General features: G+C 63.4%; 24 protein-coding genes and 2 pseudogenes. 9 read left to right on the forward strand and 17 right to left on the reverse strand.

Annotation, left to right across the window (positions count from 1 at the left end; genetic code table 11):
• Positions 1-68: 68 nt before the first annotated feature.
• The 3 genes and pseudogenes from AC629_RS10100 (at position 69) to AC629_RS10120 (ending at position 3,973) form a co-directional block, all read left to right on the forward strand.
• Positions 69-836, forward strand: a complete 768-nt coding sequence (locus AC629_RS10100) for a TorF family putative porin (protein WP_084804648.1) — start codon at positions 69-71, stop codon at positions 834-836.
• A 1,790-nt stretch (positions 837-2,626) separates the two neighbouring features.
• Positions 2,627-2,905, forward strand: a complete 279-nt coding sequence (locus AC629_RS10115) for a metal/formaldehyde-sensitive transcriptional repressor (protein WP_084804649.1) — start codon at positions 2,627-2,629, stop codon at positions 2,903-2,905.
• 5 nt (positions 2,906-2,910) lie between these two features.
• Positions 2,911-3,973 (forward strand): annotated as a pseudogene (locus AC629_RS10120) (HoxN/HupN/NixA family nickel/cobalt transporter).
• Positions 3,974-4,006: 33 nt separating this feature from the next.
• Here the strand turns inward: AC629_RS10120 and AC629_RS10125 are convergent.
• From AC629_RS10125 to AC629_RS10135, 3 genes are all read right to left on the reverse strand, one after another.
• Complete coding sequence (locus AC629_RS10125) at positions 4,007-4,918, reverse strand: DUF1259 domain-containing protein (RefSeq protein ID WP_084804650.1); 912 nt, start codon at positions 4,916-4,918, stop codon at positions 4,007-4,009.
• Between the two features lie 16 nt (positions 4,919-4,934).
• Positions 4,935-5,168: a PepSY domain-containing protein gene (locus tag AC629_RS10130; RefSeq protein ID WP_084804651.1), complete on the reverse strand. Its 234-nt coding sequence runs from the start codon at positions 5,166-5,168 to the stop codon at positions 4,935-4,937.
• 438 nt (positions 5,169-5,606) lie between these two features.
• Entirely contained in the window at positions 5,607-6,008 is a 402-nt protein-coding gene (locus tag AC629_RS10135) for a MerR family transcriptional regulator (protein ID WP_084804652.1), read from the reverse strand.
• An 85-nt stretch (positions 6,009-6,093) separates the two neighbouring features.
• On the opposite strand from AC629_RS10135, the gene AC629_RS10140 reads away from it, so the two are divergent.
• Both AC629_RS10140 and AC629_RS10145 read left to right on the forward strand, forming a co-directional pair.
• Entirely contained in the window at positions 6,094-6,531 is a 438-nt protein-coding gene (locus AC629_RS10140) for a hypothetical protein (protein WP_143199036.1), read from the forward strand.
• Positions 6,531-6,755, forward strand: a complete 225-nt coding sequence (locus tag AC629_RS10145; RefSeq protein ID WP_084804654.1) for a hypothetical protein — start codon at positions 6,531-6,533, stop codon at positions 6,753-6,755. Before AC629_RS10140 ends, AC629_RS10145 begins: the two co-directional genes overlap by 1 nt.
• Before the next feature lie 308 nt (positions 6,756-7,063).
• On the opposite strand, the gene AC629_RS46650 is transcribed toward AC629_RS10145, so the two are convergent.
• Both AC629_RS46650 and AC629_RS10150 read right to left on the reverse strand, forming a co-directional pair.
• Positions 7,064-7,240, reverse strand: coding sequence for a hypothetical protein (locus AC629_RS46650; RefSeq protein WP_167561324.1), 177 nt, complete (start codon positions 7,238-7,240; stop codon positions 7,064-7,066).
• A gap of 336 nt (positions 7,241-7,576) precedes the next feature.
• Positions 7,577-9,313, reverse strand: coding sequence for an adenylate/guanylate cyclase domain-containing protein (locus tag AC629_RS10150; protein WP_084804655.1), 1,737 nt, complete (start codon positions 9,311-9,313; stop codon positions 7,577-7,579).
• 325 nt (positions 9,314-9,638) lie between these two features.
• Between AC629_RS10150 and AC629_RS10155 the strand changes: the two are divergent.
• Positions 9,639-11,829 (forward strand): annotated as a pseudogene (locus AC629_RS10155) (lytic transglycosylase domain-containing protein).
• Between the two features lie 84 nt (positions 11,830-11,913).
• Here AC629_RS10155 and AC629_RS48505 read toward each other — a convergent pair.
• From AC629_RS48505 to AC629_RS10170, 3 genes are all read right to left on the reverse strand, one after another.
• Complete coding sequence (locus tag AC629_RS48505) at positions 11,914-12,078, reverse strand: hypothetical protein (protein WP_245331785.1); 165 nt, start codon at positions 12,076-12,078, stop codon at positions 11,914-11,916.
• Between the two features lie 211 nt (positions 12,079-12,289).
• Complete coding sequence (locus AC629_RS10165; protein WP_084804656.1) at positions 12,290-12,478, reverse strand: hypothetical protein; 189 nt, start codon at positions 12,476-12,478, stop codon at positions 12,290-12,292.
• Positions 12,475-12,870: a hypothetical protein gene (locus tag AC629_RS10170; protein WP_084804657.1), complete on the reverse strand. Its 396-nt coding sequence runs from the start codon at positions 12,868-12,870 to the stop codon at positions 12,475-12,477. The genes AC629_RS10165 and AC629_RS10170 overlap by 4 nt, the downstream gene beginning before the upstream one ends.
• A gap of 711 nt (positions 12,871-13,581) precedes the next feature.
• Between AC629_RS10170 and AC629_RS10180 the strand changes: the two genes are divergently transcribed.
• From AC629_RS10180 to AC629_RS10190, 3 genes are all read left to right on the forward strand, one after another.
• A complete protein-coding gene (locus AC629_RS10180; RefSeq protein ID WP_084804711.1) occupies positions 13,582-15,606 on the forward strand; it encodes a PAS domain-containing sensor histidine kinase in 2,025 nt (674 codons plus the stop codon).
• Entirely contained in the window at positions 15,603-16,268 is a 666-nt protein-coding gene (locus AC629_RS10185; RefSeq protein ID WP_084804659.1) for a response regulator transcription factor, read from the forward strand. The genes AC629_RS10180 and AC629_RS10185 overlap by 4 nt, the downstream gene beginning before the upstream one ends.
• 90 nt (positions 16,269-16,358) lie before the next feature.
• On the forward strand, positions 16,359-16,739 hold the full coding sequence (locus AC629_RS10190; protein ID WP_143199038.1) for a response regulator: 381 nt from the start codon (positions 16,359-16,361) through the stop codon (positions 16,737-16,739).
• Between the two features lie 69 nt (positions 16,740-16,808).
• On the opposite strand, the gene AC629_RS10195 is transcribed toward AC629_RS10190, so the two are convergent.
• The 9 genes from AC629_RS10195 to pdhA all read right to left on the reverse strand — a co-directional run bounded on the left by AC629_RS10195 (position 16,809) and on the right by pdhA (position 25,637).
• The gene (locus tag AC629_RS10195) at positions 16,809-17,780 is read right to left on the reverse strand and encodes a tripartite tricarboxylate transporter substrate binding protein BugD (RefSeq protein WP_084804661.1); all 972 of its coding nucleotides are present in this window, start codon (positions 17,778-17,780) and stop codon (positions 16,809-16,811) included.
• A 127-nt stretch (positions 17,781-17,907) separates the two neighbouring features.
• Positions 17,908-19,149, reverse strand: coding sequence for a threonine synthase (locus AC629_RS10200; RefSeq protein ID WP_084804662.1), 1,242 nt, complete (start codon positions 19,147-19,149; stop codon positions 17,908-17,910).
• 175 nt (positions 19,150-19,324) lie between these two features.
• Entirely contained in the window at positions 19,325-20,746 is a 1,422-nt protein-coding gene (gene lpdA / locus AC629_RS10205; protein WP_084804663.1) for a dihydrolipoyl dehydrogenase, read from the reverse strand.
• A gap of 17 nt (positions 20,747-20,763) precedes the next feature.
• Entirely contained in the window at positions 20,764-20,967 is a 204-nt protein-coding gene (locus AC629_RS10210) for a hypothetical protein (RefSeq protein ID WP_245331786.1), read from the reverse strand.
• A gap of 51 nt (positions 20,968-21,018) precedes the next feature.
• Positions 21,019-22,374 carry a pyruvate dehydrogenase complex dihydrolipoamide acetyltransferase gene (locus tag AC629_RS10215; RefSeq protein ID WP_084804665.1) on the reverse strand — a complete coding sequence of 452 codons (1,356 nt, stop codon included), beginning with the start codon at positions 22,372-22,374 and terminating at the stop codon, positions 21,019-21,021.
• 61 nt (positions 22,375-22,435) lie between these two features.
• Complete coding sequence (locus AC629_RS10220; protein WP_084804666.1) at positions 22,436-22,888, reverse strand: nucleoside deaminase; 453 nt, start codon at positions 22,886-22,888, stop codon at positions 22,436-22,438.
• 2 nt (positions 22,889-22,890) lie between these two features.
• Positions 22,891-23,193, reverse strand: a complete 303-nt coding sequence (locus tag AC629_RS10225) for a DUF5076 domain-containing protein (RefSeq protein WP_084804667.1) — start codon at positions 23,191-23,193, stop codon at positions 22,891-22,893.
• 3 nt (positions 23,194-23,196) lie between these two features.
• Positions 23,197-24,585 carry a pyruvate dehydrogenase complex E1 component subunit beta gene (locus tag AC629_RS10230; RefSeq protein WP_084804668.1) on the reverse strand — a complete coding sequence of 463 codons (1,389 nt, stop codon included), beginning with the start codon at positions 24,583-24,585 and terminating at the stop codon, positions 23,197-23,199.
• Between the two features lie 29 nt (positions 24,586-24,614).
• Positions 24,615-25,637, reverse strand: coding sequence for a pyruvate dehydrogenase (acetyl-transferring) E1 component subunit alpha (pdhA, locus tag AC629_RS10235; protein WP_084804669.1), 1,023 nt, complete (start codon positions 25,635-25,637; stop codon positions 24,615-24,617).
• Positions 25,638-25,732 lie beyond the last annotated feature (95 nt).

A 25,732-nucleotide genomic window follows, 5' to 3' on the forward strand; every position in this document is an offset into this window, starting at 1 on the left:
GGGATCAGCGATAGCTGCGCAAGCGGCGTAATCTACGAACTGATGACGCTGCGTGATGACTAACCCGCCTGTGGCCCACGCCGGATGCTTACGAAGTTAGCGCCCGTGCGGGGGTTGCATCTGACTACATTTATCGCGGGACGACGCTGAACGATCGCAAGCCCGCGGCCGGGGCCGCCTTTGAAGCAAGGTTTGGCTCTGTCTATGCCGGCGCTACAGTTGCCACCGTGACGCTGCCGACCCAACCAGTCGGTGAGTTCACCGTGGCAAGCGGTATTCGCCCGAAGATCGCAAATATCGACTTCGATCTCGGCGTGACCTATTTCGCCTATCCCGGAGAAAAGCTTCCCGGCTTGACGAATGGCATCAACTATTGGGAGGCGGCTATCCGCGGCGATAAAAACATCGGCGAGTCGTTCCGCGTCGCCGCCGGTTACGCCTATTCACCGAATGTCTCGAACACTGGCGCCTGGAGTCAATATGTGGCCGCCGGGTTGGGCTACGACGTGCCAAATCGTCTGCTCCCGAAGAACCTGAGCGTGTCGTTCACGACTGCTACAGGCTATTTCTGGTTTGGTAATCAGGCTCCGCAGCTCGGCGGCTTCCCGTTACCCGCCTACCTCAATTGGCATGCGGGCGTGACCTTCACCTACAAGGCCTTCAACCTCGACCTGCGCTACTACGACACCAATCTGTCGAAGGAAAACTGCTTTGTCTTGACCGGAGATCCAAACGCGCGGCCGGGTGGCAGCGTTAATCCCAATACCAACCCGGCCGGCCTGGTCTCAAACTGGTGCAGTGCAACGGTCGTCGCTAAAGCCTGGTTCGCATTTTAGCTTGGTCGTTTGTGGGGCGCGCTCATGGCTGTTGGTGCACCGCCAGTACCGCCACGCTGATGGCTGCGGGCGTTCTGAAAAACGTAGTTCACCTTCATCTGTCGTTGGCGATTACCCGACACAAAGAGGCGGTCCTTTTGGGGCGCCCTTCGTGTCTCTGTGCCTACTGGCAAACGTACATTATGTTGTCGCCGCCTTTGGCTACAGTGCCCGGAGTACAGCCAATGCCGTTGCGCGACGCGTAGTCATCCCAACCGTTGCTGCCAATGTACCAAGGGCCACCCGCGTAAAAGGCCCGCACAGCGTACCAGGGGTCACCAGTAACGGAGACGTACCGATTATAGATGGAGTAGTGAGGTTCGGTATAATAGCCCTGTCCTACGCCTACAAAGGGCGTTACGTAGAGGCGTCCGCCGTCAGCATAGGGAGCACCTACTGCACTGGGAGCACCTACATATGCTTGGCGCCGCGCCTGGCGGCGGGCTTGGAGGATAACGGTTCTTGCCACGCACTCACCGTTGACCAGCGTCTGGCCTACGCCGCAGCCAAAAGCGACGCGCGTGACCACGTCGTCCGGCCGGGGAATTGGCGCAGGGGTCATAGCCTGCACCGATGTTGCGACCGACAAGGCAAAGGCAGTACCCGCAATCAATCTGATCATTGGACCTCTCCCTTTCCTGCCCGCAACGAGAGATTGGTGGCGAGCAGCACTCTGACGTTGATTTAGATCAATTGCCCTCACCGCTTCTCCTCCTCGCCCTGAGCTGAAACGCGCCGAAGTCGCCGTCGTGTTCGCTGTGGGTGGCAGAGCGGACGCCGATCCATGCTCGCATGCACTTCTGTTTCTAGGCCCAGAGGTCATCGCCGTGTCGGATGCTGCAGCGACGCACAACACCAATGCGGTCCTACGACGGTAAAGCTCGGCTCCATTCTGGCGGCGCATTCGAAGCAGGTTCCTGTTGATTCAGATCAACAGCGGGACGTCAGGCGCCATGTCACGTTCTGTTTGATGACCGCTCTACAGGGAGAGAACGACATGACAAGAAATCTCAAGCTTCTTGGATTGATCGTGTCTGCTGCGCTCTTTACGGCAGCTCCGTTGTCGCTCCATTACTCGCCGGCGAAAGTGCTATCCGTATCCCTTGACAATGCTGAGGCGAGAGTTGGCCGACCACTCACACCGATGAGCGTAGGTGGCGTTAATCGCAGGGTGCATCGGCGAGCTTACTATGGTGCGGCAGCGGCGGGAGCTGCGGCTTACGGAGCGTATGGCTACCGCAGGGCTTGTGGTTACTATCCCTATCCGCCCTGCTATTGAGGCTCGTCCCGGGCTTCCTGCGACTAGAAAATTGACGCATTCGATGGACGCATGAGAAGCAGCAAAGCTGCGGATGGAGCGTCATCGCTGACGTTCGACCAAATCAGGACTGAGGATATTCGCCTCAGTCCGGACAGCGGAGCTAATCGCCCGCTGGCGCGCCCGGCTAAAGGCGCACCGACCACCAAGGCGCGCATCCCAATCATCTACCTTGCGTCGAATTAATCTGCCTTACCAGAAAGATATTTGCCGCGCCGCGTGTTCTGCGGTTGACCGTGGTGTTTCCTTCGAGGCGTGGCCTCCTCGCCGCACGAGGGGTCTCTAGTGGAGGAAACACTCGGCCCGGAGCCCCCCGGTCCCTCCGGGCCGTTTTCCCTACGGTCATGTCCCGGCATCCATCGTCCGCGCGCCGGTTGCGGTTCGATAATTACGGAGCGTTGACTAATATAGGGTACCCCCCTATCTTATTTGCATGTCACACACTATCAAGCAGAAGTCGAAGCTCATCGGCCGCGTCCGGCGCATCAAGGGACAGCTTGAGGCCGTCGAGCGCGCGCTCGAGTCGGAGATCGGCTGCGCCGATGTCCTGATGTTGGTGGCTTCGGTAAAGGGCGCGATCAGCGGTCTCACAACCGAGCTGCTGGAAGATCACATCCGCCATCACGTCGTGGATCCCGCACACGAAAGGGATCCGGAGAAGGCCAAGGGCGCCGCCGACCTCATCGACGTCGTCCGAACCTATTTGAAGTGAGTTAGATGACCGATCTGCCGCAACTGCTCCAACAGAGCAGCGCCCACGCATGGCTGTTCGTTCCCAGCGCCATCCTGCTCGGCGCGCTGCACGGCCTCGAGCCCGGTCATTCCAAGACCATGATGGCCGCGTTCATCATCGCCGTGAGGGGGGACCGTGCTTCAGGCCGTGCTCCTCGGTCTGTCGGCGACCATCTCCCATACTGCTATCGTCTGGGCGATCGCGCTCGCAGGGCTCTATTTCGGCCAGGAACTGTCCGGCGAACGCAGCGAAGCATATCTGCAGCTGGCGTCCGCCGCCATCATCATCGGCATCGCCGGCTGGATGGTCTGGCGCACATGGCGGGAGCAGAACGACGAGCACGATCGTCACCACCACGACGAGCCACAATCAATTTCACTCGGCGGGTCGTCGCTCTCGCTGGAGGTCTTCGAAGACGGCGTTCCCCCTCACTGGCGGATCCGGAGCGAGAACGGCGCGCTCCCGCCCGCCGGCGACATCCAGGTGACGACCATTCGCGAGGACGGCACGGAGCAGACATTCGCATTCGTCGCCCGGAATGGATACCTAGAGAGTGCCGAAGAGATTCCGGAGCCGCACGCGTTCAAGGCGCGCGTCGCGCTCGCCGGCGACTCCACCGAGCTCCTGTTCGAGGAGCACGATCACGACCACATGGATCTCGGCGAAGCGGACGACGCTCACGCGCGCGCCCATGCGGCCGACATCCGCAAGCGCTTCGCCAGACGCACGGCCACGACCGCGCAGATTGTCCTCTTCGGTCTCACCGGTGGACTGATCCCCTGTCCCGCCGCGATCACCGTGTTGCTGCTGTGCATTCAATTGAAGCAGTTCAGCCTTGGCTTCGTCCTGGTGCTGTCCTTTGGAATCGGGTTAGCGATCACGATGGTGTCGGCAGGCGTTGTGGCAGCGCTCAGTTTGCGGCACGTCGAACGACACTGGGGCGGATTCAGCCGCTTCGCCCACCGTGCGCCCTACGTATCGGCAGCCTTGATCGTCTTCGTCGGTCTCTACACCGGGTGGACGGGCCTGCACGAAATCATTTCGTGACGAGCAGCGGACCTGCGTCCGCTGCTTCTGCGGTCAACCCTTCGTGCTCGCGGTCTTGTCGAGCGCGGCCCGCAGGCCCTTGGCGAGCTTGATCGCGTCGTCATCGGCCCAGAAATGCATGAAGAAGAGCCGCGGCTGCTCGTCCAGCATGTGGCTGTGCAGTGCGGTCACTTCGATGCCGTTCGCGCGCAGCGCCGCAATCACCGGGTTCACCTCTTCGCCCGACAGAACGAAATCGCCGGTGATGGCGGCCTTGCCGCCGCCGGTCGGCTGGAAGTTGATGCCGGTCGCAACCCCCATCGGCCCGGCCGGACTCAACGGCATGCCGCCTTCGCTGATGGGATCGCGGCGCGGCACGGTGAACGCGTAGACACCGCTGTTGGCCTGTCCCTTGACGCCCATGATCTGATCGAGCTGCGCTGTGTCGAGATCGACCGCAGGCGGCGGGCTGGACGGCGCCGCAACAGTCAGCGGCGTCTTGCTCTCGGCGAGTGAACTGTGGATGGCCGAGGCCAATTTGGCGGGATCGCCGCGACCGGCAACATGCATGTAGAACGTCGCCGGCGTGGCGCGCAGCAGATGATTGTGGACGGCCGTAATCTGGAGCCCGCTCGCGATCATTTTCGCCATCACTGGATTGATCTCGGTTTCCAGCAGGACGAGGTCGCCCATGATCATGGCGCCGCCATGCGCGGGCTTGAACGCGACCCAACCGCCGAGCGCCAAGGCCGGCTTGATCGTCACCCCGTCCAACGTCACCGAGAGATCAGTCCGCGGGAAGCCGTAACGATGCACGTCACCGGAGACGGCCGGCTTCCGGCCTAACGTCTCGTCGACCTTCTGCCAATCGACATCCTGCGCACGGGCTGTCGAGACGAACGCCTCAGACGGTAATCCGAGGAGGCAAACGGCGATTCCGATCCAGGTCCAGATTGTTCTTCTCATCGCACGCTCCTAAACCTCAGTTTCGCTCCTTGATCTGGCCGCCGCTGTCGACGACAAGCCGCACTTCCTTGCCGTCTTTTACTGCCCTGACGGTCGTGCCTTCGGCGGTCGACTTGATGTCGGTGACCTCTGAGTAGCCAGCTGCCTGGAGCTTGGCGACGAGTTCTTGCTGGGTCAGGGCATGGACCGGTGACAGTGCTGCAGTTGCCGCCAACAAGACCGCGGCTCGATAGATCGTTTGTATTCGCATCCTCATTCTCCTGGTCGTGTTCCCGCCCCAGGTGAAGTTGTTTCGCCCGCTCAGGCGAGAACCACCCGAGCGAGCGCCGGCGCATTCGCCGGCCGAGACAATCTGTCGAATGAAACGGAATGTATGAGTTGGACATGCTGCGTCCTTGGTGATCAGGACGCGATTCTTGGGCATGTCGCCTCACGGGGAGATCGCAGATCCCCGATGCCTTAAATAGAAGCCCCGGCGGACTGAGCTGTCAACCCGCGCGCACCCAAGACGCCGTCGAAACCCTCGAAGGCTCGTCACAAAGATTTCACCAATCGAATGGAACGAAGTCGCGCCACGGACGCTCAGTGCCCGGCTTGTGGGTGCCCGCCCGTCAATGTTCTGAGGAGAGGCGCGAGCCAGCCCACAACTCAAAATCGGCCGTGCCAGCCCTCAGACGGCGCGCTTCTGTCAACCGCAGTTCGCTACGCCCGCCTGCAGGATCACGCAATCCGGCGCGGCACTGCCGCTGCATGTCGCCTCACATCCACTGACCAGCGCAGCCACCGTCGCCTCCAGCGCACGCAGCTCCGCGATCTTCTTCCTGATTGATCCGAGATGCTTCTCCGCATACGTCTTCGTCTCGCTGCACGGCAGTCGCCGCTGAACCGATGCGAGGATCTCGCGTGTCTCGTCGATCGAGAAGTCGAGCTCGCGGCAGTGCCTGATGAGCCGGAGCGCCTTGAGGTCCTCGCCGCCATAGATGCGCTGGCCGCCTTGCCGCCCCGGTGGCGTCAGAAGTCCGGCGCTCTCGTAATAACGAATGGTCGGGACCGAAACGCCGGCCGCCCTGGCAAGCACGCCAATTCTCATGGAAGCTCTCACTTTTCGCTTGAACCTCAAGTGGCTTGAGGGCGTAGCGATCAGGTCCCTGACGCACAAGCATGAGGAGAATCACATGAGCGTTATTGGACCGTCCTGCAACCTCCCGTCTGAGACGTCGCCAGGATGCGGCTGCGCGGCCAAGACCGAGCAAGGCGGAGGCAAGGCCGCGGGGACCGCAGTCGCGACTGCAGTTGTTGCTGCGGCCTGCACGGCGTGCTGTGTGCTGCCCTTTACGCTGCCCGCTGTCGTGCTCGCCAGCGCAGGCAGCCTGATCGCAGTGCTGGACCGTGCGCACGGCCTGATGACGATACTGTCGATCGCTGTGGTGGCCTGTGCCTGGGGCTGGATCGTCTGGCGATCGCTGACGACCGGTTTGAAAATCCGATCGTCGGTGCTGGCCGCGATGTGTGTCGCGACGGTCCTGACCGCAACAGCGGCGCTGTGGCCGATCATGGGGCCAGCCGTCTTCCACGCGCTCGGGACCGCCAAGCCAAAGCCGCCGTCGAGCTGATGGACACCCTGACGATCTTCGGATTTCTGTCGGTCAGCGCGATGCTGCTGTTCTACGCGCTCGAGCTGCGCGGCCCGCATTATGTGCTGGCCTTTGCGGCGGCGTGCGCGCTCAGCGGGACTTACGGCTTCCTCCAGGGCGCATGGCCGTTCGGGCTCGTCGAGACGGTCTGGACGGTGGTCGCCTTGAAGCGTTGGGCCAGCAGGATGCGGCCGTCGTCATGACCGTACCTAGCGCCCGACAGTCCGCGCCTATGTTCCGCATCGCACGCGACCTCGAGGGCCTGCCGCCCGCGTCATCGTTCCATCGCGCATCACGGCAGCGTGCCAGACCGTGGCTGCGAAGTGCAGTGCCACGGCGGCATAGGAGCCAGGCGAGCGCATTCCCACTGCGAAAGATCGCAGCACGATATTCCCCGCTTCGCAACGAGGATGCGGTCAAATGTTAGGAACGGATTGCAGCCGCACGATGCCCCGCAAAGACACGGATGCTCCGCGTCGTGCCTCGATCGCAACCGCGTTTCTCGCCGGTGTCAGGCAGCGGCCCTGGACGCGATCACCTGCCGCATATCCGCAGCCAGCTGGCGGTATTGCTCCCCAAGCCTCAGGTAAAATTCGCGCTTCTTGCTGTCGGTGGCGAGCTTGGCGATCAGCTCGCATTCGGCGGTGAGTGTCTCGAACCGCTCCAGCCTGTCCTCAAGTTCTGTCATTGGCGTGTCCCCATCAAACGCCTCAAGGACACTTAACCTAAGCCCGGGAAATAGGTCACTACCAACATCGTTATCAAGTAGAAGCGTTTTTGTTCGGCTTGAGCGGGGTGCCCCGATGTCGGAGGAGTAGCCGGAGCATCTGCCGCCTGGGGCGAAGGTAGATAACTAAGGCAACCGCGGTGGCGGTTTGTTTGCGTCGCCGCAGAGCATTCGGAGCTCGTCGGCTATCCTGCTGTGCAGGAGGCCGACGCAGTCGATCTCCACCTCGACGACACACGGCGGAGTCGCGGCTTACGTCCGACCTCTGTGGCGCTGCGCCTGGGACGGCAAGGACGGCTATTTCTGCTCCAGCCGCCAGGCGCCGTCCCAATCGGCCGCCGGCGGATGGGCCTCGAACTGCGCGATGCGGTCGAGCAGCGTGCGCGAGGGACCGTCACCAGGGACAGCTTCGAGCGCGGCGTTGAATGCCGTGCGCGCCTCGTCGAAACGCTGTGCGCGATAAGCGGCGAGGCCTTCGGCATAGTGCGCGCGCAGGCTCTCCTGCGGGACGCTAAGCCCGTGCGCCTTGCTCATCACCTCGAAAATGGCTTGCGGCACGCTCTGGCCAACGACCGTCAGGCGATCGATCTCGCGCAGCTCGCAAGCCGAGCCGATCGCGTCGGCAGTTGCCTGTGAGATCAGGATGCGCGTGCCGTAGACCTTGTTGACGGTCTCCAAGCGCGAGGCAAGGTTCACGGCATCGCCCATTACCGTAAAGCTCATCATCAGCTCGGAGCCAATGCTGCCGGTCAGGACCTCGCCGGTGGCGACGCCGATCCGCAAGTCGCACGGCGCCGGCATCGCGCGGATGCCCAACAGGTCCGGCAACTGCTTCTGTAGCGCGGGCACCTGGTCGGCCATGTCGATGGCGGCGAAGCAGGCGAGCAGCGCCGGCTCGTCCTCCTCGATGAAGGGCGGGCCCCAATAGGCCATGATGGCGTCGCCGATATATTTGTCGATGATGCCGCGATTGTTCCGGATCGGGCCGGACATCACCGTGAAATAGTGGTTCATCACCTTGACGAGGCCGCGCGGGGTCATGCCCTCGCTCATCGAGGTGAAGCCGCTCATGTCGCAGAACATGATGGTCATCACCCGACGCTGGCCATCGATGGCGACCTCCGGCCGGTCGATCAGGCCCTGCACCACCTTCGGATCGATGTAGCGGCCAAAGGTCTCGCGGACGCGCTCGTTCTGCCGGAGCTGCTCGATCATGCGATTGAAGGCGGCGGCGAGCTCGCCGATCTCGTCCTTCGTCGAGACGGTAATGGTCTTGTCGAAGCGGCCCGCCTCGACCTCGCGGGTGCCGGCCAGCAAGAGGCGCACCGGGCGCGTGATGCCGCTGGAGACCAGGAGCGCGAAGGCGAATCCGACGACCGCTGCGAGGAGAGTGACGACGCCTGAAATGATGATCGCCTGACTCTGATGGCTGACGACCTGCGAGGTACTGACGAAGACTTGCTTCAGCATGTCGGCGCGGATCATGTCGATCTTCTGGTTGAACGCGTCGCGCAGCGCGTCGAGGTGTTCCAGCGTGCCGCGAGCTTCCGGCATCTGCTTGGCCTCGACTTGCTTGAGAAGCCTGGCGTGGTCCTCATTCATGTCGCGGCGTATCTCGGTGACGGCGGTCTCTAGGCGGGTCTCGATCCGCGCCAGGGCCGCATTGTCGGACGGCGTCCTGGGATCGTCGATGATGGCATTGATGAGCGTGCGCGCGCCCTCGGCCTCCTCTTCGATCTTGCGGTCAGCTTCCTGGAACTCGCGCAGGCGCGCCGCATAGGCCTCCTCGTCCGAGGACTCCTGCATCTTCATCATGACCATCCGCCGAAGCGCCACCGATCGCTCCAGCGAGCGGATATTGGCGCGTGCCAGATGCCCGTAGGCCGGAATGTAACGGTTGGTCAGCTCATCAAGGAGGATGCCGACCTTGCTCGACATCACCATCGACAGGATCGAGGTGACCAGCATCAGGACGATCAATCCGAGGGCGATGCCGACGATCTTGCGCCTGATCGACTGGTTGAAAAGCGGCATAGGTACGGGCAAGGGGCTCAAGGGATGGCTCGAGGGAACTCAATACACCGGATTTGGCCGCGGGAACACGCGCAATCTGGCCGTTTGCGGCGGCCCGGATCGCACAACCGTCGCGCGAGCCGCATTCGTTAACACGGATTAAGGACGCTGCCTTTTCGGCCCTTTCGGAAGTTCCCGAGTTCTCATCCGTATTTTGCCGCATTGTTGCGGGAGCGTAGCCAATCCGAAGCGATGCCGTGTCATCATCCTCGGCGTCGTTTTTGATTCTCAAGCCGCATGTCGTTGCGGACTTTGGTTTGTAGTGGTTTCGCAGGGGGACCATGGAATGAACCAGTGCCTACGCTCGCTCGCGTGTGTCGTTGCCGTGGCCGCAATGGCCTTCCTTCCCACCGAGTTGGCAGCGAAGAGCAATCACAAATCGTCCGCGTCGAAGAAGACGCATGAAGCAAAGGCCAGCGGCAAGTCCGGCAAGCAGCGCCATGCCGCCGCCGGCAAGCATAGCAAGCACGCCGAGGCCAGGCGCAAGTCGAAGAAGCCGGACGACGAGTCCTCGGACAAGCCGGCGCCGCCGCCGCTCACCGGTGACCTCGCCGCGCTGAAGGACGCCATCGATCTCGCGCGCAAGGGCAAGACCGACGACGCGAGCGCAGCGCGCGACCGCATCGCCGATCCAGCCGGGCAGAAACTCGCCGACTGGTTCATGCTGCGTCACTCGGAGAGCACTGCGAACTTCAAGCGCTATGCCGCCTTCCTCGCGACCAATCCGGACTGGCCGAGCAGCGCGCTGCTGCGCCGGCGCGCCGAGGCACGGCTGTGGCAGGAAAAGAGCGACGCGGCCACCGTGCACAAGTTCACGATGGACCGGCCGACCAGCGCCAAGGGAAAGTTCGCGCTCGCGCGCGTCCTGCTCACTGAGGGAGAGGCCGACAGGGCCGCGCGGCTCGTACGTGAGGCCTGGCGCACCGACGAACTGTCTGAGCGCAGCGAGGAGGAGTCCTACGAGGCGTTCCGCGATCTCCTGACCGCCGACGACCATCGCGCCCGTATGGACAAGCGCCTCGGCGCCAAGGACTACGCCGCTGCGAGGCGCGCAGCCAAGCATCTCGGCGAGGACGCGCTCGCGATCATCAAGGCCTGCTCCGCGGTCACCGGCAAGGCCGACAAGGCCAAGGACTATCTCGAAGACGTGCCGGCCGAAGCACGCCGCGACCTCGGCTATGTCCTGTGCCGTGCACAGTGGCACCTCCAGAAGGACCGCATCGACGATGCGGCCGAGCTTATTTTGGCCGCCGCGCCCGACACCATGGCGGTCCAGGACACCGACGCCTGGTGGCGCGAGCGGCGCCTGCTCGCGCGAAAACTGCTCGACCAGGGCAAGTTCAAGATCGCTTATGACGTGGTGCGGAGCGCAGCCGTGCCAGCAATGGAGGTCTATCGCATCGACTATCACTTCATGTGCGGCTGGATCGCGCTGCGCTATCTCGACGATCCCAGGACGGCGATGGTCCACTTCGCCGCAATCGACGAGGGTTCGGTCAATCCGATCGCGCTGTCGCGGGCGCATTACTGGCGCGGCCGCGCCGCCGAGGCCATGGGAGCAACCGCCGACGCACGCATGAGCTACCAGGCCGCATCGCGCTATCCGACCGCCTATTACGGCCAGTTGGGCCGCGCCAAACTCGGGCTCGACCGGATCGAGCTGCACCCGCCCTCGCCTGTTCTGGCCGCGGCCGATACCCCGGACGATCGTGTGCGTGCCGCCGACATGCTCTACGGTATCGGCGAGCGCGACGTGGTGTTCTACTACGCCGAGGATTTCGCCAAGGAGAGCACCGACGTCTCAGCGCTCGAAGCGCTCGCCGAGCTCGCCGGCCGGCGCAACGATGCGCGCGTGATGCTGGAGGTCGGCAAGTCGGCTCTGGCGCGCGGGCTAGCGCTCGACCAGTACGCCTTCCCGACCATCGGCATCCCCGAGCACAAGCAGGTCGCCCCCCCCGATCGAGACCAGTGTGATCTACTCGGTGGCGCGCACCGAGAGCTCGTTCGACCAGCGCGACAAGTCGTCTGCCAATGCAGTCGGGCTGATGCAGGTGACGCCGGAAGCCGGCCGCGACACCGCAAAGCGCTTCGGCCTGACCTACGACTGGGACAGGATGGTCTCCGACCCCGTCTACAACACGCAGATGGGCGCCGCCGAACTCAGCGCGCTGCTGTCGGAATATCGCGGCAACCAGATCATGACCTTCGCCGGCTACAATGCCGGCCGTGGCCGGGTGCGCGAATGGGTGCAAGCGCGTGGCGACCCCAGGGATCCCAATGTCGATCCGGTCGACTGGGTCGAGCGCATCCCGCTGTCGGAGACGCGCAACTACGTCCAGCGCGTGATGGAGAACGTGCTGGTCTACCGCGCACGGTTCGAGAGCAGCAGCGTGGTCACCGCGAAATCGGAGCAGCGCGTTACGACGCAGGAAGTGAGTACGGCACCAACGGTATCAGCCGCAGCCCCCTCGCCCTAGTCGCGCGACCGCCGGGGCTGGACGCGGCGCGAGGCTGGACGCGGTGACTGCGGCCGACGGCTCTGCGCGGCCTGCATCGTTCAGCTAGCCGTCACCTCCTTCCGTGGTCAGAAGGTTGTGCGCGCGCAGATACGCCTCGGTCAGTGAGCGCGAGAGCACGCCCATCTGCATCATCCAGCTCCAGCTCGAAATAGCCGCGAGCACCGTGATCGCCTCGAGCGAGCTATGGTGGGGCCGGAGCATTTCCATGGCCGTCTCCTGATATCGACGGTAGCAGTCATAGTCGCAGTATCGCTGTTGCGTGGACACACGCCGGAGGTAACTCGCGCCCAGCGGCCGGGCGCAGGCGCTACAGGTGACGCCGTGGCGAGGTCGCTCCTAATTGACGAGCATGAATCTCAACGTAGTGTCCTTCCCTGCCGAAAGTCGCATCCGTCGATCATCTCGACCGCCTGTCTGTTCAAGACGCTGCTCGCGCGCGCCCCCCGATCAACGACACTGCTTCGTGATGGAGCGCGTAGCATTCGTGGTCGCAGTAGGGCAGCAGCGTGCTCACGTCGCGCAGATAGCTTCCGCTGATCTCCTCGCAGCACCATAGACAGAACGTCTTGCGGAAAGGGGTTCTGCCGTTCACCAGTATGAACCTCATGTCGCACCTCCCAGCGCGAAGCAGTAGACCGTGTCGACCGGAGAGACGGACGGCGGCGGCGCGCAAAGATGGTTGCGGCCGTCAGGATTGTCTCTGTTTCGCTCTACCTTCTGGGACGGGATCAGGATGTACTTCCCGTCCTCCCGGCGCCGTGCGTAGATCTTGCCGTCGACGTAGCGTATCTCGGTCGGGTAGCAATCCGCGTTGTTGCAGCAGCTCAGCACCGGGTTGTCGGGCATGTGCCAGGTCGAATAGAACTTCTCGTGCAGGAGCTGATCCTGCGGCGGATGGTGACGATGTGCGCCATCCTGCCCAACCTCCTCGGCCTCCACCCCTGTCATCAGGGGAAGCGGCAGCGTCATCGCCAAGAGGAGCTTGCAAGCACGGTTCACAACGCAACCTCCTGATTCCGAATTATCGAACGAAGCGGACCCCGCGGCTGGTCCTCACGCCGCCTGGAATCGGAACAGCCACCGACGGTCGCGTTCGCGGCGCGTCCTAAAGCGATCGAGGCATTTCCTCGAGCAGAGCGGAGTTCGCCAGGAATAGTATCGGATCAGGCCAAACTTCCTGCTACAGACGGCGCAGCCTTTTGCGGCAGAACGGCGCTCGGAGTGTTCAGGGCTATCGCACATCATCCTCTCCACTTGGCCTCTTATGGGTCCCGGCTTCCCTCGTGCGCTAATGCACGGTCACCACGTTCGTCACGGAAAATGCGGCTTCCCAATCGTTCCCTGCCAAGTCATCCGGCAAGTCAGGGCGGCGGACACAGAGCTTGACTTTGGGTGCAACACGCCGAGCTTCTCGGCAATTTATGCTCCGCAATCGCCTCCTCTCGATTGGCCGCAAGACTAGGCCGCCCGCAACGGATCGCTCAACTGTACGGAGGTAAATTCCCGCTAGAACTAGGGTTGCGCGAGCTATACGTTGGTTTGTGCCGTAGTGTTGCTGTCGTCGCCGAACCTGCGCAACGAGATGGCGTAAGGCTAACAAGCTGCACGGCAACCGCGAGTTTCGAGCGTCCGACTTTGGTCGCAAGCAATTGCCCCTGTTGTTGCAAAGTGCTCTACTTGCTACGACTCCAGCGCGCCGGGACGCCTGCGATGATGCTTGGCCAGATCGCAAAGTTCGGGAATTCGGCCGCACAATTCCTCCTCGGCGGCCTTGCGGCGCTTCGGTCATCCGGCAACGGAGAGAAGGATAAGCCCGCGGTCGGAGGCGACTCGCGGCAGAACATCGAGTTGCGCGACGCCGTGAAGCAATGGCGCGAAGTGTTCGAGCACAATCCGGTCATGTACTTCATGGTCGATCCGGCTGGAACCGTGCTCAATGTGAATACGTTTGGCGCCGCACAACTGGGCTACACAGCGGCGGAGCTGACCGGCCAATCCGTGCTGAACGTTTTCTTCGAAGAGGACCACGACACGGTCCGGCGCTGCGTCGCGTTGTGCCTGGATACCCTGGACCAGTCGCACACCTGGGAGATTCGCAAGATCCGGAAGGACGGCTCGGTCCTCTGGGTCCGCGAAAACGCCAAGGCCATGCTGCGCGGCGACGGCACGCCGATCCTGCTGGTCGCTTGCGAAAACATCACCGAGCGCAAGGAGGCGGAGAATGCGCTGCGGCAGAGCGAGGCGAACCTGGCCGAGGCGCAGGAGTTGAGCCACACCGGCAGCTTCGTCTGGAGAGTAGCCACCGGCGAGATCATCTGGTCGAAGGAGAGTTTTCGCATCTTCCAATTCGACGAGTTGACGAAGCCCTCGATCCAGCTCTTGCTCGAGCGCATTCACCCAGGGGATCGCGCAGCCGCCCAACAAAAGGTCTTTCGGGCAGCCCACGATGGCAAGGATTTCGAAAATGAGTACCGGCTGCTGCTGCCTGACGGCTCGACGAAACACCTCCATTGGGTGGCTCGGGCGACGAGGGACGCGAACGGATCCATCGAGTATGTAGGGTCGACGGCGGATATCACGGCGGCCAAGGAGGCTGAACGAAAGCTGCGTGAGAGCGAGCAGCGCTTCCGTGATTATGCCGAAACCGCATCTGATTGGTTCTGGGAGACCGGACCGGACCACCGGATCACCCTCATCGCAGAACATCCCGACACTGCTGGAACAATTCCATCCGGCGTGATCGGCATGACTCGATGGGATATCGCGCCTGAGGTCGAGCTCGAACCGAAAAAATGGCAACAGCATCGGGCCACACTCGACGCTCACCTCTCCTTTCGCGACCTGGTCTACCGCACCAAAGACAACAACGGGTGTCCGATCTACGTCCGCACCAGCGGCAAGCCGTTCTTCGACGCCACCGGCGATTTCCTCGGTTATCGCGGCGTCTGCAGCGACGTGACTGCGGCGATCCGCGCCGAACAGGCCGAAGAGGCGCTGCGCAAGGCGCAGGCCGAGCTCACCCATGTCACGCGCGTCACGACGCTCGGCGAACTCACCGCCTCGATTGCCCATGAAATCACCCAACCGCTCGCCGCCGTGATCTCCAATGCGGACGCCTGCATTGGCTGGCTCGACCGCGAACCTGCCGATCTGAAGGCCGCGCGGCGTTCCGCGGAATGGATTATCGAGGACGCCAATCGGGCCACCGAGGTGATCCGCCGTATCAGGGCGCTTGCGAAGAAGACCGAGATCGAGGTGGGTCCACTCGACATCAATCAGGTCGTCAGGGAGGCAATGGCCCTCGTTCGGCGCGAACTCGCCACCCATGCCGTGTCGGCCAGAATGGAGTTGGCGCCCGACCTGCCAAGAATTTGCGGCGACCGGATCCAGCTCCAGCAGGTGCTGATCAACCTGGTCATGAACGGGATCGAAGCCATGCAGGCCAATGTCGACCGGCCGCGCGAGCTGGCGATCCGCTCCAGCCGGGCGGACGAGGACGGCGACGCCCGCCTGCTCCTCACCGTGACGGATCGCGGTGTCGGCCTTGGCAAGGACGTGGCGGACCACATCTTCACACCCTTCTTCACCACGAAATCGGGCGGCCTGGGGATGGGACTCTCGATCTGCCGATCGATCATCGAGGCACACGCGGGCCGGCTTTCGGCCTTTCCCAATCACGGAGGCGGTGCAACATTCCAGATCGCCCTGCCCTTGCCGGACAAGGACACGCCGTGACCGACCACGCCAAGCCGACGCGGGCGAGCGCCGATGATCCGATCGTCCGGATCGTCGATGACGATCCGTCGATGCGGCGCGCGCTGACCAATCTCTTCCAATCGGTCGGCCTCGGGGTTGAGGCCTTCGGCTCGGCGGCAGAGGTCATGGACGCCAAACCGCCGGCGGTCCCCAGCTGCCTCGTGCTCGACATTCGCCTGCCGGGCTCGAGCGGCCTCGACCTCCAGGCGGACCTCGCCAAGGCCAACATTCACACGCCCATCATCTTCATCACCGGTCATGGCGACATTCCCATGACCGTCAGGGCCATGAAGAGCGGCGCCGTCGATTTTCTGACCAAGCCGGTGCGCGACCAGGACATGCTGGATGCGGTGCGGGCGGCGATCGAACGGGATCGCAAGCGGCGCGATGAGGAGAAGTCGATCTCGAGTGTGCGGTCCCGCTTCGAGAGCCTGAGTGCGCGCCAGCGTGACATCCTCAGCTTGGTCGCGTCCGGCCTGATGAACAAGCAGGTCGCGGCCGAGCTTGGATTGGCCGAGATCACCGTCAAGATCTATCGCGGGCAGATCATGCGGAAAATGGGTGCAAAGTCACTGGCCGATCTCGTCAGAATGACCGAGGCGCTCGGAATCCCACGCACAAAGGGACACCTGCAAACCTAAGTATGCTTTCCAATCTCGCTCCGGAGGCCCACTTTCCGGTGGGCTGCGTCGCGGCCAGCGGCTCCCCGACCAGGAGCGATCATATTGTCAGTGTCTTCGACTGTTTCAGTCATTGATGACGATCCGTCCGTTCGCCTTGCGACGAACAACCTCCTGACGTCGCGGGGATACACAGTCTACACCTTTGGCTCCGCTCACGAATTTCTCCAATCGGCCGAATTGAGCGCCACCTCCTGTGTGATCACGGACGTGCAGATGGCGGTCATGAGCGGCATTGATCTGTTGATGCATATGCGCGACCTCGGGCACCTCACGCCCTTCATCTTCATGACGGCTTTTCCCGACGACGCCGTGCGCGACCGCGCGCTGAAGGCTGGTGCCATCTGCTTTCTCGCGAAGCCGTTCTCCACGCGGGTTCTGATTCAATGCCTGGAGACGGCGCTGTCGGGGCCAGGTGACGCCACGGTGTGATGCGGTCGCGCCGAGCCCTGCGGCTTCTCACGATCAGGACGCCCCGCGTTGCGGCTGCGGCAACGTGCTTTAATCCACCTTGATGTTCGCGGCCTTGATGATCGGCCACCACTTTGCGATCTCGGCCTTCTGGCGGGCGCCGAGGGCCTCGGGGGTGAGCTGGTCCTTCGGCGTCATCTCCAGGCCCTGGCCTTCGAGCTGCTTCTTCACCGCGGGATCGTTCAGCGCTTCCACCACCGCTGCATTGAGCTTGGTGACGATCTCCTTCGGGGTGCCCTTCGGCACCCACAGGCCCGACCACAGCGTCATGTTGAAGCCTTTCAGCCCCGCCTCCTCCGCGGGCGGAATGTCCGGCGCCGATGACAGGCGCTTGCCGTCGGTAATGGCATAGGCGCGGATGGTGCCGGCGCGAACCTGGTTGATGGAGTTGGAGGTCTGGTCGATGATGACGTCGATCTGGCCGGCGATGAGATCGTTGAGCGCCGGGGCTGTGCCGCGATACGGCACGTATTGCAGCTTGACGCCGCTGACGCTCTCGAAATAAACGCCCGCGATATGGCTGCCGGACCCCGCGCCAGCAGTACCGGCGGTCGGCGGCGATGGCCGCGACTTCAGCCATTCAACGAGCTCTTTCAGCGACGTCGCGGGGACAGCATTCTTGCTGACGACGATCATCGGGTTGCTCGGCAGCAGCACCACGGGCTCGAGATCGGCGACGAGGTCGTATTTGAGCTTGTAGACGGCGCCATTGGCGACGTGGGTGCCGAGATGGCCGAAGGAGATGGTGTAGCCGTCCGGCGGCGATTGCACGGCGCGCCCGACGCCGATCGAGCCGCCTGCGCCGGTGACGTTCTCGATCACAAGGGGCTGCCCGAGCGACACCCGCATCCGCTCGGCGAGCACGCGCGCCATTGCATCGGACGGACCGCCGGCCGCGAACGGCACGATGATGGTGATGGGATGTGAGGGATAGTCGTCGGCGCGCGCGGCGCCAGCAACAGCGAGAATACCGATCAGCCCGGCCCAGATGGCCTTCTTCATTGTCTTCTCCCCAGCGATATCATTGTTCTTTTTTGTCTCTTCCCGCGTACGGGAAGAGGGGTCGTTCGTGAAGAGGCGAAATGACGCGCCGAAGCGCGATTATCGCGCTCCGGCCCATCGGCTTTGCCTAGAACTGCGTGTAATCGATCGGCTTGTGGCGATCGAGCGTGCGGGTGACCGGCGGCAGCGGGTACTTCAGGCCGGTCGCGCAGTTGAACAGCATGACGCGGTCGGTCTTGCTGACCCGGCCGTCGGCAAGGCTTTCCTTGTAGGCGGCGTAGGTGGCGGCGCCTTCGGGGCACAACAACAGCCCCTCCTCGCGCGCGACCTCGTTCAGCGCCGACGAAATTTTGTCGTCGTCGACCGCAATCGCAAAACCCTTGCTCTCGCGCACAGCGCGCAGGATCAGGAAGTCGCCGATTGCCTGCGGCACGCGGATGCCGGAGGCGATGGTGTGGGCGTCCTCCCAGCGTGTCGCGTGCTCCGTGCCGGCGTCATAGGCGCGCACCATCGGCGCGCAGCCCGAAGCCTGCACAGCGACCATGCGCGGGCGCTTCGAGCCGATGAAGCCGATCTTCTCCAGCTCATCGAAGGCCTTCCACATGCCGATCAGGCCGGTGCCGCCGCCGGTCGGATAGAAGATCACGTCGGGCACGTCCCAGCCGAGCTGCTCGGCGAGTTCGAGACCCATCGTCTTCTTGCCTTCGATGCGGTACGGCTCCTTCAGCGTCGAGGTGTCGAACCAGCCGACCTTGGCCTTGCCCTCGCCGACGATCTTGCCGCAATCGTCGATATAGCCGTTGACGCGGTAGACGGTCGCGCCCTGGAGCTCGATCTCGCTGACATTCACCTCGGGCGTATCGGCCGGGCAGAAGATCGTGGTCTTGATGCCGCAGGACGTGGCGTAGGCCGCCAGCGCCGCGCCAGCGTTACCGTTGGTCGGCATCGCCATGTGCTTGATGCCGAGCGCCTTGCCCATCGACACCGCCATCACGAGGCCGCGCGCCTTGAACGAGCCGGTCGGCAGGCGTCCCTCATCCTTCACGATGATCTCGCCGCCACCAAGCTTGGCGCCGAGCTTCGGCAGCCGGATCAGCGGCGTGGTCACTTCGCCGAGCGAGACGATGTCCTTGCATTTGCGCACCGGCAGCAGCTCGCGGTAGCGCCACATATCGCCGGGGCGTTGGGCGAGCGCGTCCTTGGTCAGCGCTTTCTTCACGCCCGCGAGGTCGTAGCGCACCAGGAGCGGCTTGCCGGCCTTGGAGAGGTTGTGGACCTGGTCCGCCGCGTAGTGATCGCCTTCCATCGCGCATTCGAGATGGGTGACGAAGGTCGGGCGTTCGATGGTAAGATTGTCGTTGTCCTGCATGGGTTCATCCCTCTTGTTGTTCTGATGTTTCAGTGTCTGACCGTCACCCTGAGGTGCCGAAGCGAAGCGGAGGCCTCGAAGGGCGACGGCCCGGCTGCGCCACGGCCGTACATCCTTCGAGGCTCGCTTTGCTCGCACCTCAGGATGACGGATCGGCCGACGCGGCCGTCGTCCGTCAAATATTCAGCACCCTTCCATACGCATCCAGCACGGCTTCCTTCATCATCTCCGACAGCGTCGGATGCGGGAACACCGTGTGCATCAGCTCTTCCTCCGTTGTCTCCAGGTTCATGGCGACGACATAGCCCTGGATCAACTCGGTGACCTCCGCGCCGACCATGTGGGCGCCGAGGAGCTGGCCGGTCTTCTTGTCGAAGATGACCTTGACCAGGCCCTGGTCCTCGCCGAGCGCGATTGCCTTGCCGTTGCCGACGAAGGGGAAGCGACCGACGCGGATCTCGCGGCCGTTCTCCTTGGCCATGGCTTCCGTCAAACCGACCGAGGCGACCTGCGGATTGCAATAGGTGCAGCCGGGGATCATCAGCTTGTCCATCGGATGCGGATGCAGGCCCTTGATCGCCTCGACGCAGATCACACCCTCGTGCTCGGCCTTGTGAGCCAGCATCGGGGGACCCGCGACGTCACCGATCGCGTAGATGCCGGGAACGTTGGTCTTGCCGTAGCCGTCGATCACGATGCAGCCGCGGTCGGTCTTCACGCCGAGCTTCTCGAGGCCGAGATTCTCGATGTTGCCGACCACGCCGACGGCCGAGATCACGCGTTCGAACTCGGTCGTGACGGGCTTGCCCTTGCCGTCATCGATGGTTGCGACGACGCTGTCGGCCTTCTTGTCGAGCTTGGTCACCTTGGTCGAGGACATGATCTTGAGGCCCATCTTCTCGAAGCGTTTTCGCGCAAGGCCAGCGATCTCCGCGTCCTCGACGGGGAGAATTTGCGGCAGCACCTCGACCACAGTGACGTCGGATCCCATGGTGTGGAAGAAGGACGCGAACTCGATGCCGATGGCGCCTGAGCCGACCACCAGCAGCGATTTCGGAATCCGCTCCGGGATCATGGCCTCAAAATAGGTCCAGACCAGCTTCTGGTCGGGCTCGAGCCCGGGTAGCACGCGCGGCCGCGCACCGGTCGCGACGATGATGTGCTTGGCCTGGTAAGTCCCCTCGCCGAGCGTGCCCTTCGGCGCCTCGACGTCGGACTTCTTCACGGTGACCTTGCCGGGGGCGTCGATCGAGGCGGCGCCCCAGATCACGCTCACCTTGTTCTTCTTCATCAGGAAGCCGACGCCGTCGTTGAGCCGTTTCGAGACGCCGCGCGAGCGCTGCACCACAGCCTTCGGATCGAAGGAGACCTTCTCGGCCGAGAGGCCGTAATCCTTGGCGTGCTGCATATAGTGATAGATCTCGGCCGAGCGCAGCAGCGCCTTGGTCGGGATGCAGCCCCAGTTCAGGCAGATGCCGCCGAGATACGACTTCTCGACGATCGCGGTCTTGAAGCCGAGCTGGGCGGCGCGGATCGCGGTGACATAGCCGCCGGGACCGGAGCCGATGATGATGATGTCGAAAGACGTGTCGGCCATGGCGGCTCCCATTCAACTCAAACCGTTGCGCCGCGAGCGCGGCGTTTTGAAATGATCGACCTGACCAGCCATTCGATGACGCAGATCGAGGTCAGAATCGCAAAGCCGATGAAGGCGACTGGCTGGGCAATACTGCGCGAGAGCTGTTCCCCGCAGAAGAACGCGTCGTGCAGCACTTCGGTGCCGATCGGGCTGACGAGGATGATGATCGACAGCAGCATCGCGATCCAGGGCCAGCGTGTTCGCATTCAACCTGGTCCCTTCGCGCGACGTCAGACCATCATCATGACAGGGTTTTCGATCAGCTGTTTGAACGCGCCGATCAGCTCGGCGCCGAGCGCGCCGTCGATGGCGCGGTGATCGCAGGACAAGGTCACGCTCATCATGTGCGCGATCTCGATCTTGCCATCGCGCACGACGGGGCGTTCCTCGCTGGTGCCGACCGCCAGGATCGTGGCGTGCGGCGGGTTGATCACGGCGGTGAAGTGGCTGATGCCGTACATGCCGAGGTTGGATACGGCCGTGGTGCCGCCCTGATATTCCTCGGGCTTCAGCTTGCGCGAGCGGGCGCGCGCGGCAAAATCCTTCATCTCGTTGGAGATGGTGGAGAGCGTCTTGGTCTCGGCCTTGCGGATGATCGGCGTGATCAGGCCGCCGGGCATCGCCACCGCAACGCCGACGTCGGAATGGTGATGCTTGACCATGCCGGACTCGGTCCAGCTCACATTGCAGTTCGGGATCTTCTGCAGCGCGACCGCCATCGCCTTGATGACGAAGTCGTTGACCGAGATCTTGTAGAGCGGCTTCTTCTCCTTGTCCTTCGGAGCGGCGGCGTTGATCTCCTCGCGCGCGGCGAGCAGCTTGCCGATGTCGCAGTCGATGGTGAGGTAGAAGTGCGGAACGTTCTGGATCGACGCAGTCAGCCGCTGTGCGATCGTGCGGCGCATGCCGTCATGCGGGACGATTTCGTAGGAGCCGGGCTCAAACAGCGAAAGAATCTGCTTGTCCGACATGGTCGGCGCGATCGAGGGCGCACCAGACGGCGCCGCGGCGGGTGCCTTCAGGCCCTTGCCGGACTTGGCCTGCTCGACGTCGCGCGCGACCACACGGCCGTGCGGGCCGGTGCCGGCGACCATCCCGACATCGATGCCGGCTTCCTTGGCGAGACGCCGCGCCAGCGGCGAGGAGAACACGCGGCCGCCCTGGCCATTGCCCTGCGCGGCGGGAGCGGCAGCCTGCTGCGCAGGTGCGGGCGACGGTGCAGCCTTGGGCGCGGCAGGCGAAGGAGCCGGTGCAGCAGCGGGAGCTTCAGCAGCCTTCTCGGCGGACTTGGGCGGCGCGGCCGAAGCGCTGGGCTTCGCGGCACCAGCGGCCTTAACGTCCTCGCCCTCGCCGGCGAGCACTGCGATCACGTCGTTGACCGGGACGTCCTGCGTGCCCTCGGGCACGAGGATCTTGGCAATCGTGCCTTCGTCGATGGCCTCGACCTCCATCGTCGCTTTGTCGGTCTCGATCTCGGCGATGACATCGCCGGATTTGACCTTGTCGCCTTCCTTCTTCAGCCACTTGGCGAGGTTGCCCTTCTCCATCGTCGGCGAGAGAGCTGGCATCAGGATGTTGATGGGCATGCTGACCTCACGAAGAACTTCTCAAAAGGTCGTCCCCGAAAGCGAAGACGACAGACCAGGTTTAGTTGCCGATGTCGCCCTGCCACAGGCGCTCATTGGCGGGATTGGAACGCCACGTCTTCATCATGGTGATGGAGCGATCGTCGGCAAGATCGATCCAGGGGATACCGAACTTGTCGAGGATGTCCTTGGAGCCCGGGAAAGTGACGGACTCCCCGATCACCACCAGCTGGACCTTGAACAAAGCGAGCGCGCCGGCGCACATCGAGCATGGCGACAGCGTGGTGTACATGACGGTGTCGTGGAAGGAGATCACGCCGGCTTCGCGCAGGCAGCTCATCTCGCCGTGCAGGATGACGTTCTTTTCCTGCACGCGGTTGTTGTGGCCGCGGGCGATGATCTTGTTGTCGCGCGTCAGCACGGCGCCGATCGGCAGGCCGCCCTGCGCAATCGAAGCCTCCGCCTCGCGGATCGCCTCCAGCATGAAGTCGAAATGGTGGGATTCGATCGCCACGATCAGTGCCCCTTCCCGCGTGGCGTCGTGGTGCCGGTGTCGGTGGGACGCTCGATTTCCGCCTGGAACATCTCGAGGATCCGGCTCAGCGCATCCTCCTCGGTATATTCGCTCTCGCGCGCATAGGCGCGCGCGGCGTGGCGGGCGAGATCGACGAGCAGCAAGCCCCACATGTCAGGCTCCTCGAAGGCGCGCTGGAACGCCATCGACAGCCCGCCGTCCAGCACGAACACGCGCAGGATCTCGACCGCATCGTCGCGGGCGATGACATCGGGCGGCAGTGGCTGCTCCTTCGGGCCCGCCATGGTCTACCTGTAGCAGACGGCTTTGGCGGCCTCGACCACTTCAGCTGCCGAGGGCAGCGCGAGCTTCTCCAGGTTCGCGGCATACGGCATCGGCACGTCCTTGCCGGAGACGCGTGCGACCGGTGCATCGAGATAGTCGAAAGCGTTTTCCATGATGCGCGCGGCGATTTCGGCGCCGACGCCGCTCTGCGCCCAGCCCTCTTCCACCGTCACGGCCCGGCCGGTCTTCTTGACCGAGTTGACGATCGTCTCGGTGTCCATCGGACGCAGCGTGCGCAGGTCGATCACCTCGGCCTCGATGCCGTCCTTGGCCAGCTCGTCGGCGGCCTTCAGCGCATAGGTCATGCCGTTCGACCACGAGATGATGGTGACATGGCTGCCGGAGCGCACGATGCGGGCCTTGCCGATCGGAATCACGTAGTCGTCGAGCTTCGGCACTTCGCCGGTGTGGCCGTAGAGCACCTCGTTTTCGAGGAAGATCACCGGATTGGGATCGCGGATCGCGGCCTTGAGCAGGCCCTTGGCGTCGGCGGCCGAATACGGCGCGACGACCTTGAGGCCCGGGATGTGTGAGTACCAGGACGAGTAATCCTGGCTGTGCTGCGCGGCGACGCGCGCAGCCGCACCGTTCGGCCCGCGGAACACGATCGAGCACCCCATCTGGCCGCCAGACATGTAGAGCGTCTTGGCCGCGGAGTTGATGATCTGGTCGATCGCCTGCATGGCGAAGTTGAAGGTCATGAACTCGACGATCGGCTTCAGCCCGGTCATCGCGGCGCCGACGCCGACGCCGGCAAAGCCGTGCTCGGTGATCGGGGTATCGATCACGCGCTTGGCGCCGAATTCCTGGAGCAGGCCCTGGGTGACCTTGTAGGCGCCCTGATATTCGGCAACCTCTTCGCCCATCACGAAGACGTCCGCGTCGCGGCGCATCTCTTCGGCCATGGCGTCGCGCAGCGCTTCGCGGATCGTCTGCGTCACCATCTCGGTGCCCGCGGGCACCTCAGGATCGGGTTCAGCGACGACCTGCGGCGCGGGCGCAGCCTTGGGCGCGGGCGCCTCGGCCTTTGCAGCGGCAGGCGGTGTGGATTCCGCAGCCTTCTCCTGCTTGGCAGGCGCCGGCGCCTTGGCGAGATCCGCGGCGCTTTCGCCGTCGGCAAGGATCGTCGCGATCGGCGTGTTCACCGCGACATCAGCGGTGCCCTCCGGGATCAGGATCTGGCCGAGCGTACCCTCGTCGGTCGCCTCGACCTCCATCGTCGCCTTGTCGGTCTCGATCTCGGCGATCACGTCGCCCGACTTGATCTGCTCGCCCTCTTTCTTAAGCCACTTGGCGAGGTTGCCCTTTTCCATCGTGGGCGACAGCGCGGGCATCAGCACTTGAATTGGCATATCGACTCCAAAAGAAAGCTTGCGCGCGTTCAGCGGTAAACGTCGGTCCAGAGCTCGGCGGCATCCGGCTCGGGATCATGCTGGGCAAAGTCGGCAGACGCGTTGACGATGTCGCGCACCTCGGCGTCGATCGCTTTCAAATCCTGCTCGCTGACCTTGGTCGCCAGCAGGCGGTTGCGCACCTGCTCGATCGGATCCTGGTCGTGACGAACCTTCTCGACCTCCTCACGCGTGCGATATTTTGCAGGGTCGGACATCGAGTGGCCGCGATAGCGGTAGGTCTGCATCTCCAGGATGAAGGGGCCCTTGCCGGCGCGGCACCAGGCCGCGGCCTCCTCGCCCGCGGCTTTCACTGCGCGGACGTCCATGCCGTCGACCTGCTTGCCGGGGATGTTGAAGGATGCGCCGCGCTTGGAGAAGTCCTGCTGGGCGGAGGCGCGCGAGACTGCGGTGCCCATGGCGTAGCGGTTATTCTCGATGACGTAGATCACCGGCAGCTTCCAGAGCTCCGCCATGTTGAAGCTCTCATAGACCTGGCCCTGGTTGGCCGCGCCGTCGCCGAAATAGGTGACGCTGACATTGTCGTTACCACGATAGTGGTTGGCGAAGGCGAGACCGGTGCCGAGCGAGACCTGGGCGCCGACGATGCCGTGCCCACCGTAAAACTGCTTCTCCTTGCTGAACATGTGCATGGAGCCGCCCTTGCCCTTGGAATAACCGCCGCGGCGGCCCGTGAGCTCGGCCATGACGCCGTTGGCGTCCATGCCGGTGGCAAGCATATGGCCGTGATCGCGATAGCCGGTGATGACCTGATCGCCCTCTTTCAGGGCCATCTGCATGCCGACCACCACGGCCTCCTGGCCGATATAGAGATGGCAGAAGCCGCCGATCGCGCCCATGCCGTAGAGCTGGCCGGCCTTTTCCTCGAACCGCCGGATCAGAAGCATGTCGCGAAGGGCCTTGAGTTCCTGCTCCCTGGTGAATTCCGGGGGCGAACCGCCGTCGGTCTTGTCCTGTGCAGCGCCTGCGGCGGCTTTCTTGGGTGCGGCCATGGGAATTCCGGGTCAGAGAAAACTTCTGTCCTCTCTAACCCAACTCAAACGCCCTTGGAAAGCACCGCAGCGGCATGGCTCGACTTTCATTATGC

The organism is Bradyrhizobium sp. NAS80.1, assembly GCF_001908205.1.
In the GTDB taxonomy this organism is placed as follows: Bacteria; Pseudomonadota; Alphaproteobacteria; order Rhizobiales; family Xanthobacteraceae; genus Bradyrhizobium.

Excerpts from the sequence above, each read along its gene's own strand:
- AC629_RS10115 (WP_084804649.1), top strand. The coding sequence starts at position 2,627 with ATGTCACACACTATCAAGCAGAAGTCGAAGCTCATCGGCCGCGTCCGG.
- AC629_RS10135 (WP_084804652.1), bottom strand. The coding sequence starts at position 6,008 with ATGAGAATTGGCGTGCTTGCCAGGGCGGCCGGCGTTTCGGTCCCGACC.
- pdhA (WP_084804669.1), bottom strand. The coding sequence starts at position 25,637 with ATGGCCGCACCCAAGAAAGCCGCCGCAGGCGCTGCACAGGACAAGACC.
- AC629_RS10130 (WP_084804651.1), bottom strand. The coding sequence starts at position 5,168 with ATGCGAATACAAACGATCTATCGAGCCGCGGTCTTGTTGGCGGCAACT.
- AC629_RS10200 (WP_084804662.1), bottom strand. The coding sequence starts at position 19,149 with ATGCAGGACAACGACAATCTTACCATCGAACGCCCGACCTTCGTCACC.
- AC629_RS10145 (WP_084804654.1), top strand. The coding sequence starts at position 6,531 with ATGGACACCCTGACGATCTTCGGATTTCTGTCGGTCAGCGCGATGCTG.
- AC629_RS48505 (WP_245331785.1), bottom strand. The coding sequence starts at position 12,078 with ATGGAAATGCTCCGGCCCCACCATAGCTCGCTCGAGGCGATCACGGTG.
- AC629_RS10215 (WP_084804665.1), bottom strand. The coding sequence starts at position 22,374 with ATGCCCATCAACATCCTGATGCCAGCTCTCTCGCCGACGATGGAGAAG.
- AC629_RS10210 (WP_245331786.1), bottom strand. The coding sequence starts at position 20,967 with ATGCTGCTGTCGATCATCATCCTCGTCAGCCCGATCGGCACCGAAGTG.
- AC629_RS10150 (WP_084804655.1), bottom strand. The coding sequence starts at position 9,313 with ATGCCGCTTTTCAACCAGTCGATCAGGCGCAAGATCGTCGGCATCGCC.
- AC629_RS10195 (WP_084804661.1), bottom strand. The coding sequence starts at position 17,780 with ATGAAGAAGGCCATCTGGGCCGGGCTGATCGGTATTCTCGCTGTTGCT.
- AC629_RS10230 (WP_084804668.1), bottom strand. The coding sequence starts at position 24,585 with ATGCCAATTCAAGTGCTGATGCCCGCGCTGTCGCCCACGATGGAAAAG.
- AC629_RS10165 (WP_084804656.1), bottom strand. The coding sequence starts at position 12,478 with ATGAGGTTCATACTGGTGAACGGCAGAACCCCTTTCCGCAAGACGTTC.
- AC629_RS46650 (WP_167561324.1), bottom strand. The coding sequence starts at position 7,240 with ATGACAGAACTTGAGGACAGGCTGGAGCGGTTCGAGACACTCACCGCC.
- AC629_RS10140 (WP_143199036.1), top strand. The coding sequence starts at position 6,094 with ATGAGCGTTATTGGACCGTCCTGCAACCTCCCGTCTGAGACGTCGCCA.
- AC629_RS10125 (WP_084804650.1), bottom strand. The coding sequence starts at position 4,918 with ATGAGAAGAACAATCTGGACCTGGATCGGAATCGCCGTTTGCCTCCTC.
- lpdA (WP_084804663.1), bottom strand. The coding sequence starts at position 20,746 with ATGGCCGACACGTCTTTCGACATCATCATCATCGGCTCCGGTCCCGGC.
- AC629_RS10225 (WP_084804667.1), bottom strand. The coding sequence starts at position 23,193 with ATGGCGGGCCCGAAGGAGCAGCCACTGCCGCCCGATGTCATCGCCCGC.
- AC629_RS10180 (WP_084804711.1), top strand. The coding sequence starts at position 13,582 with ATGATGCTTGGCCAGATCGCAAAGTTCGGGAATTCGGCCGCACAATTC.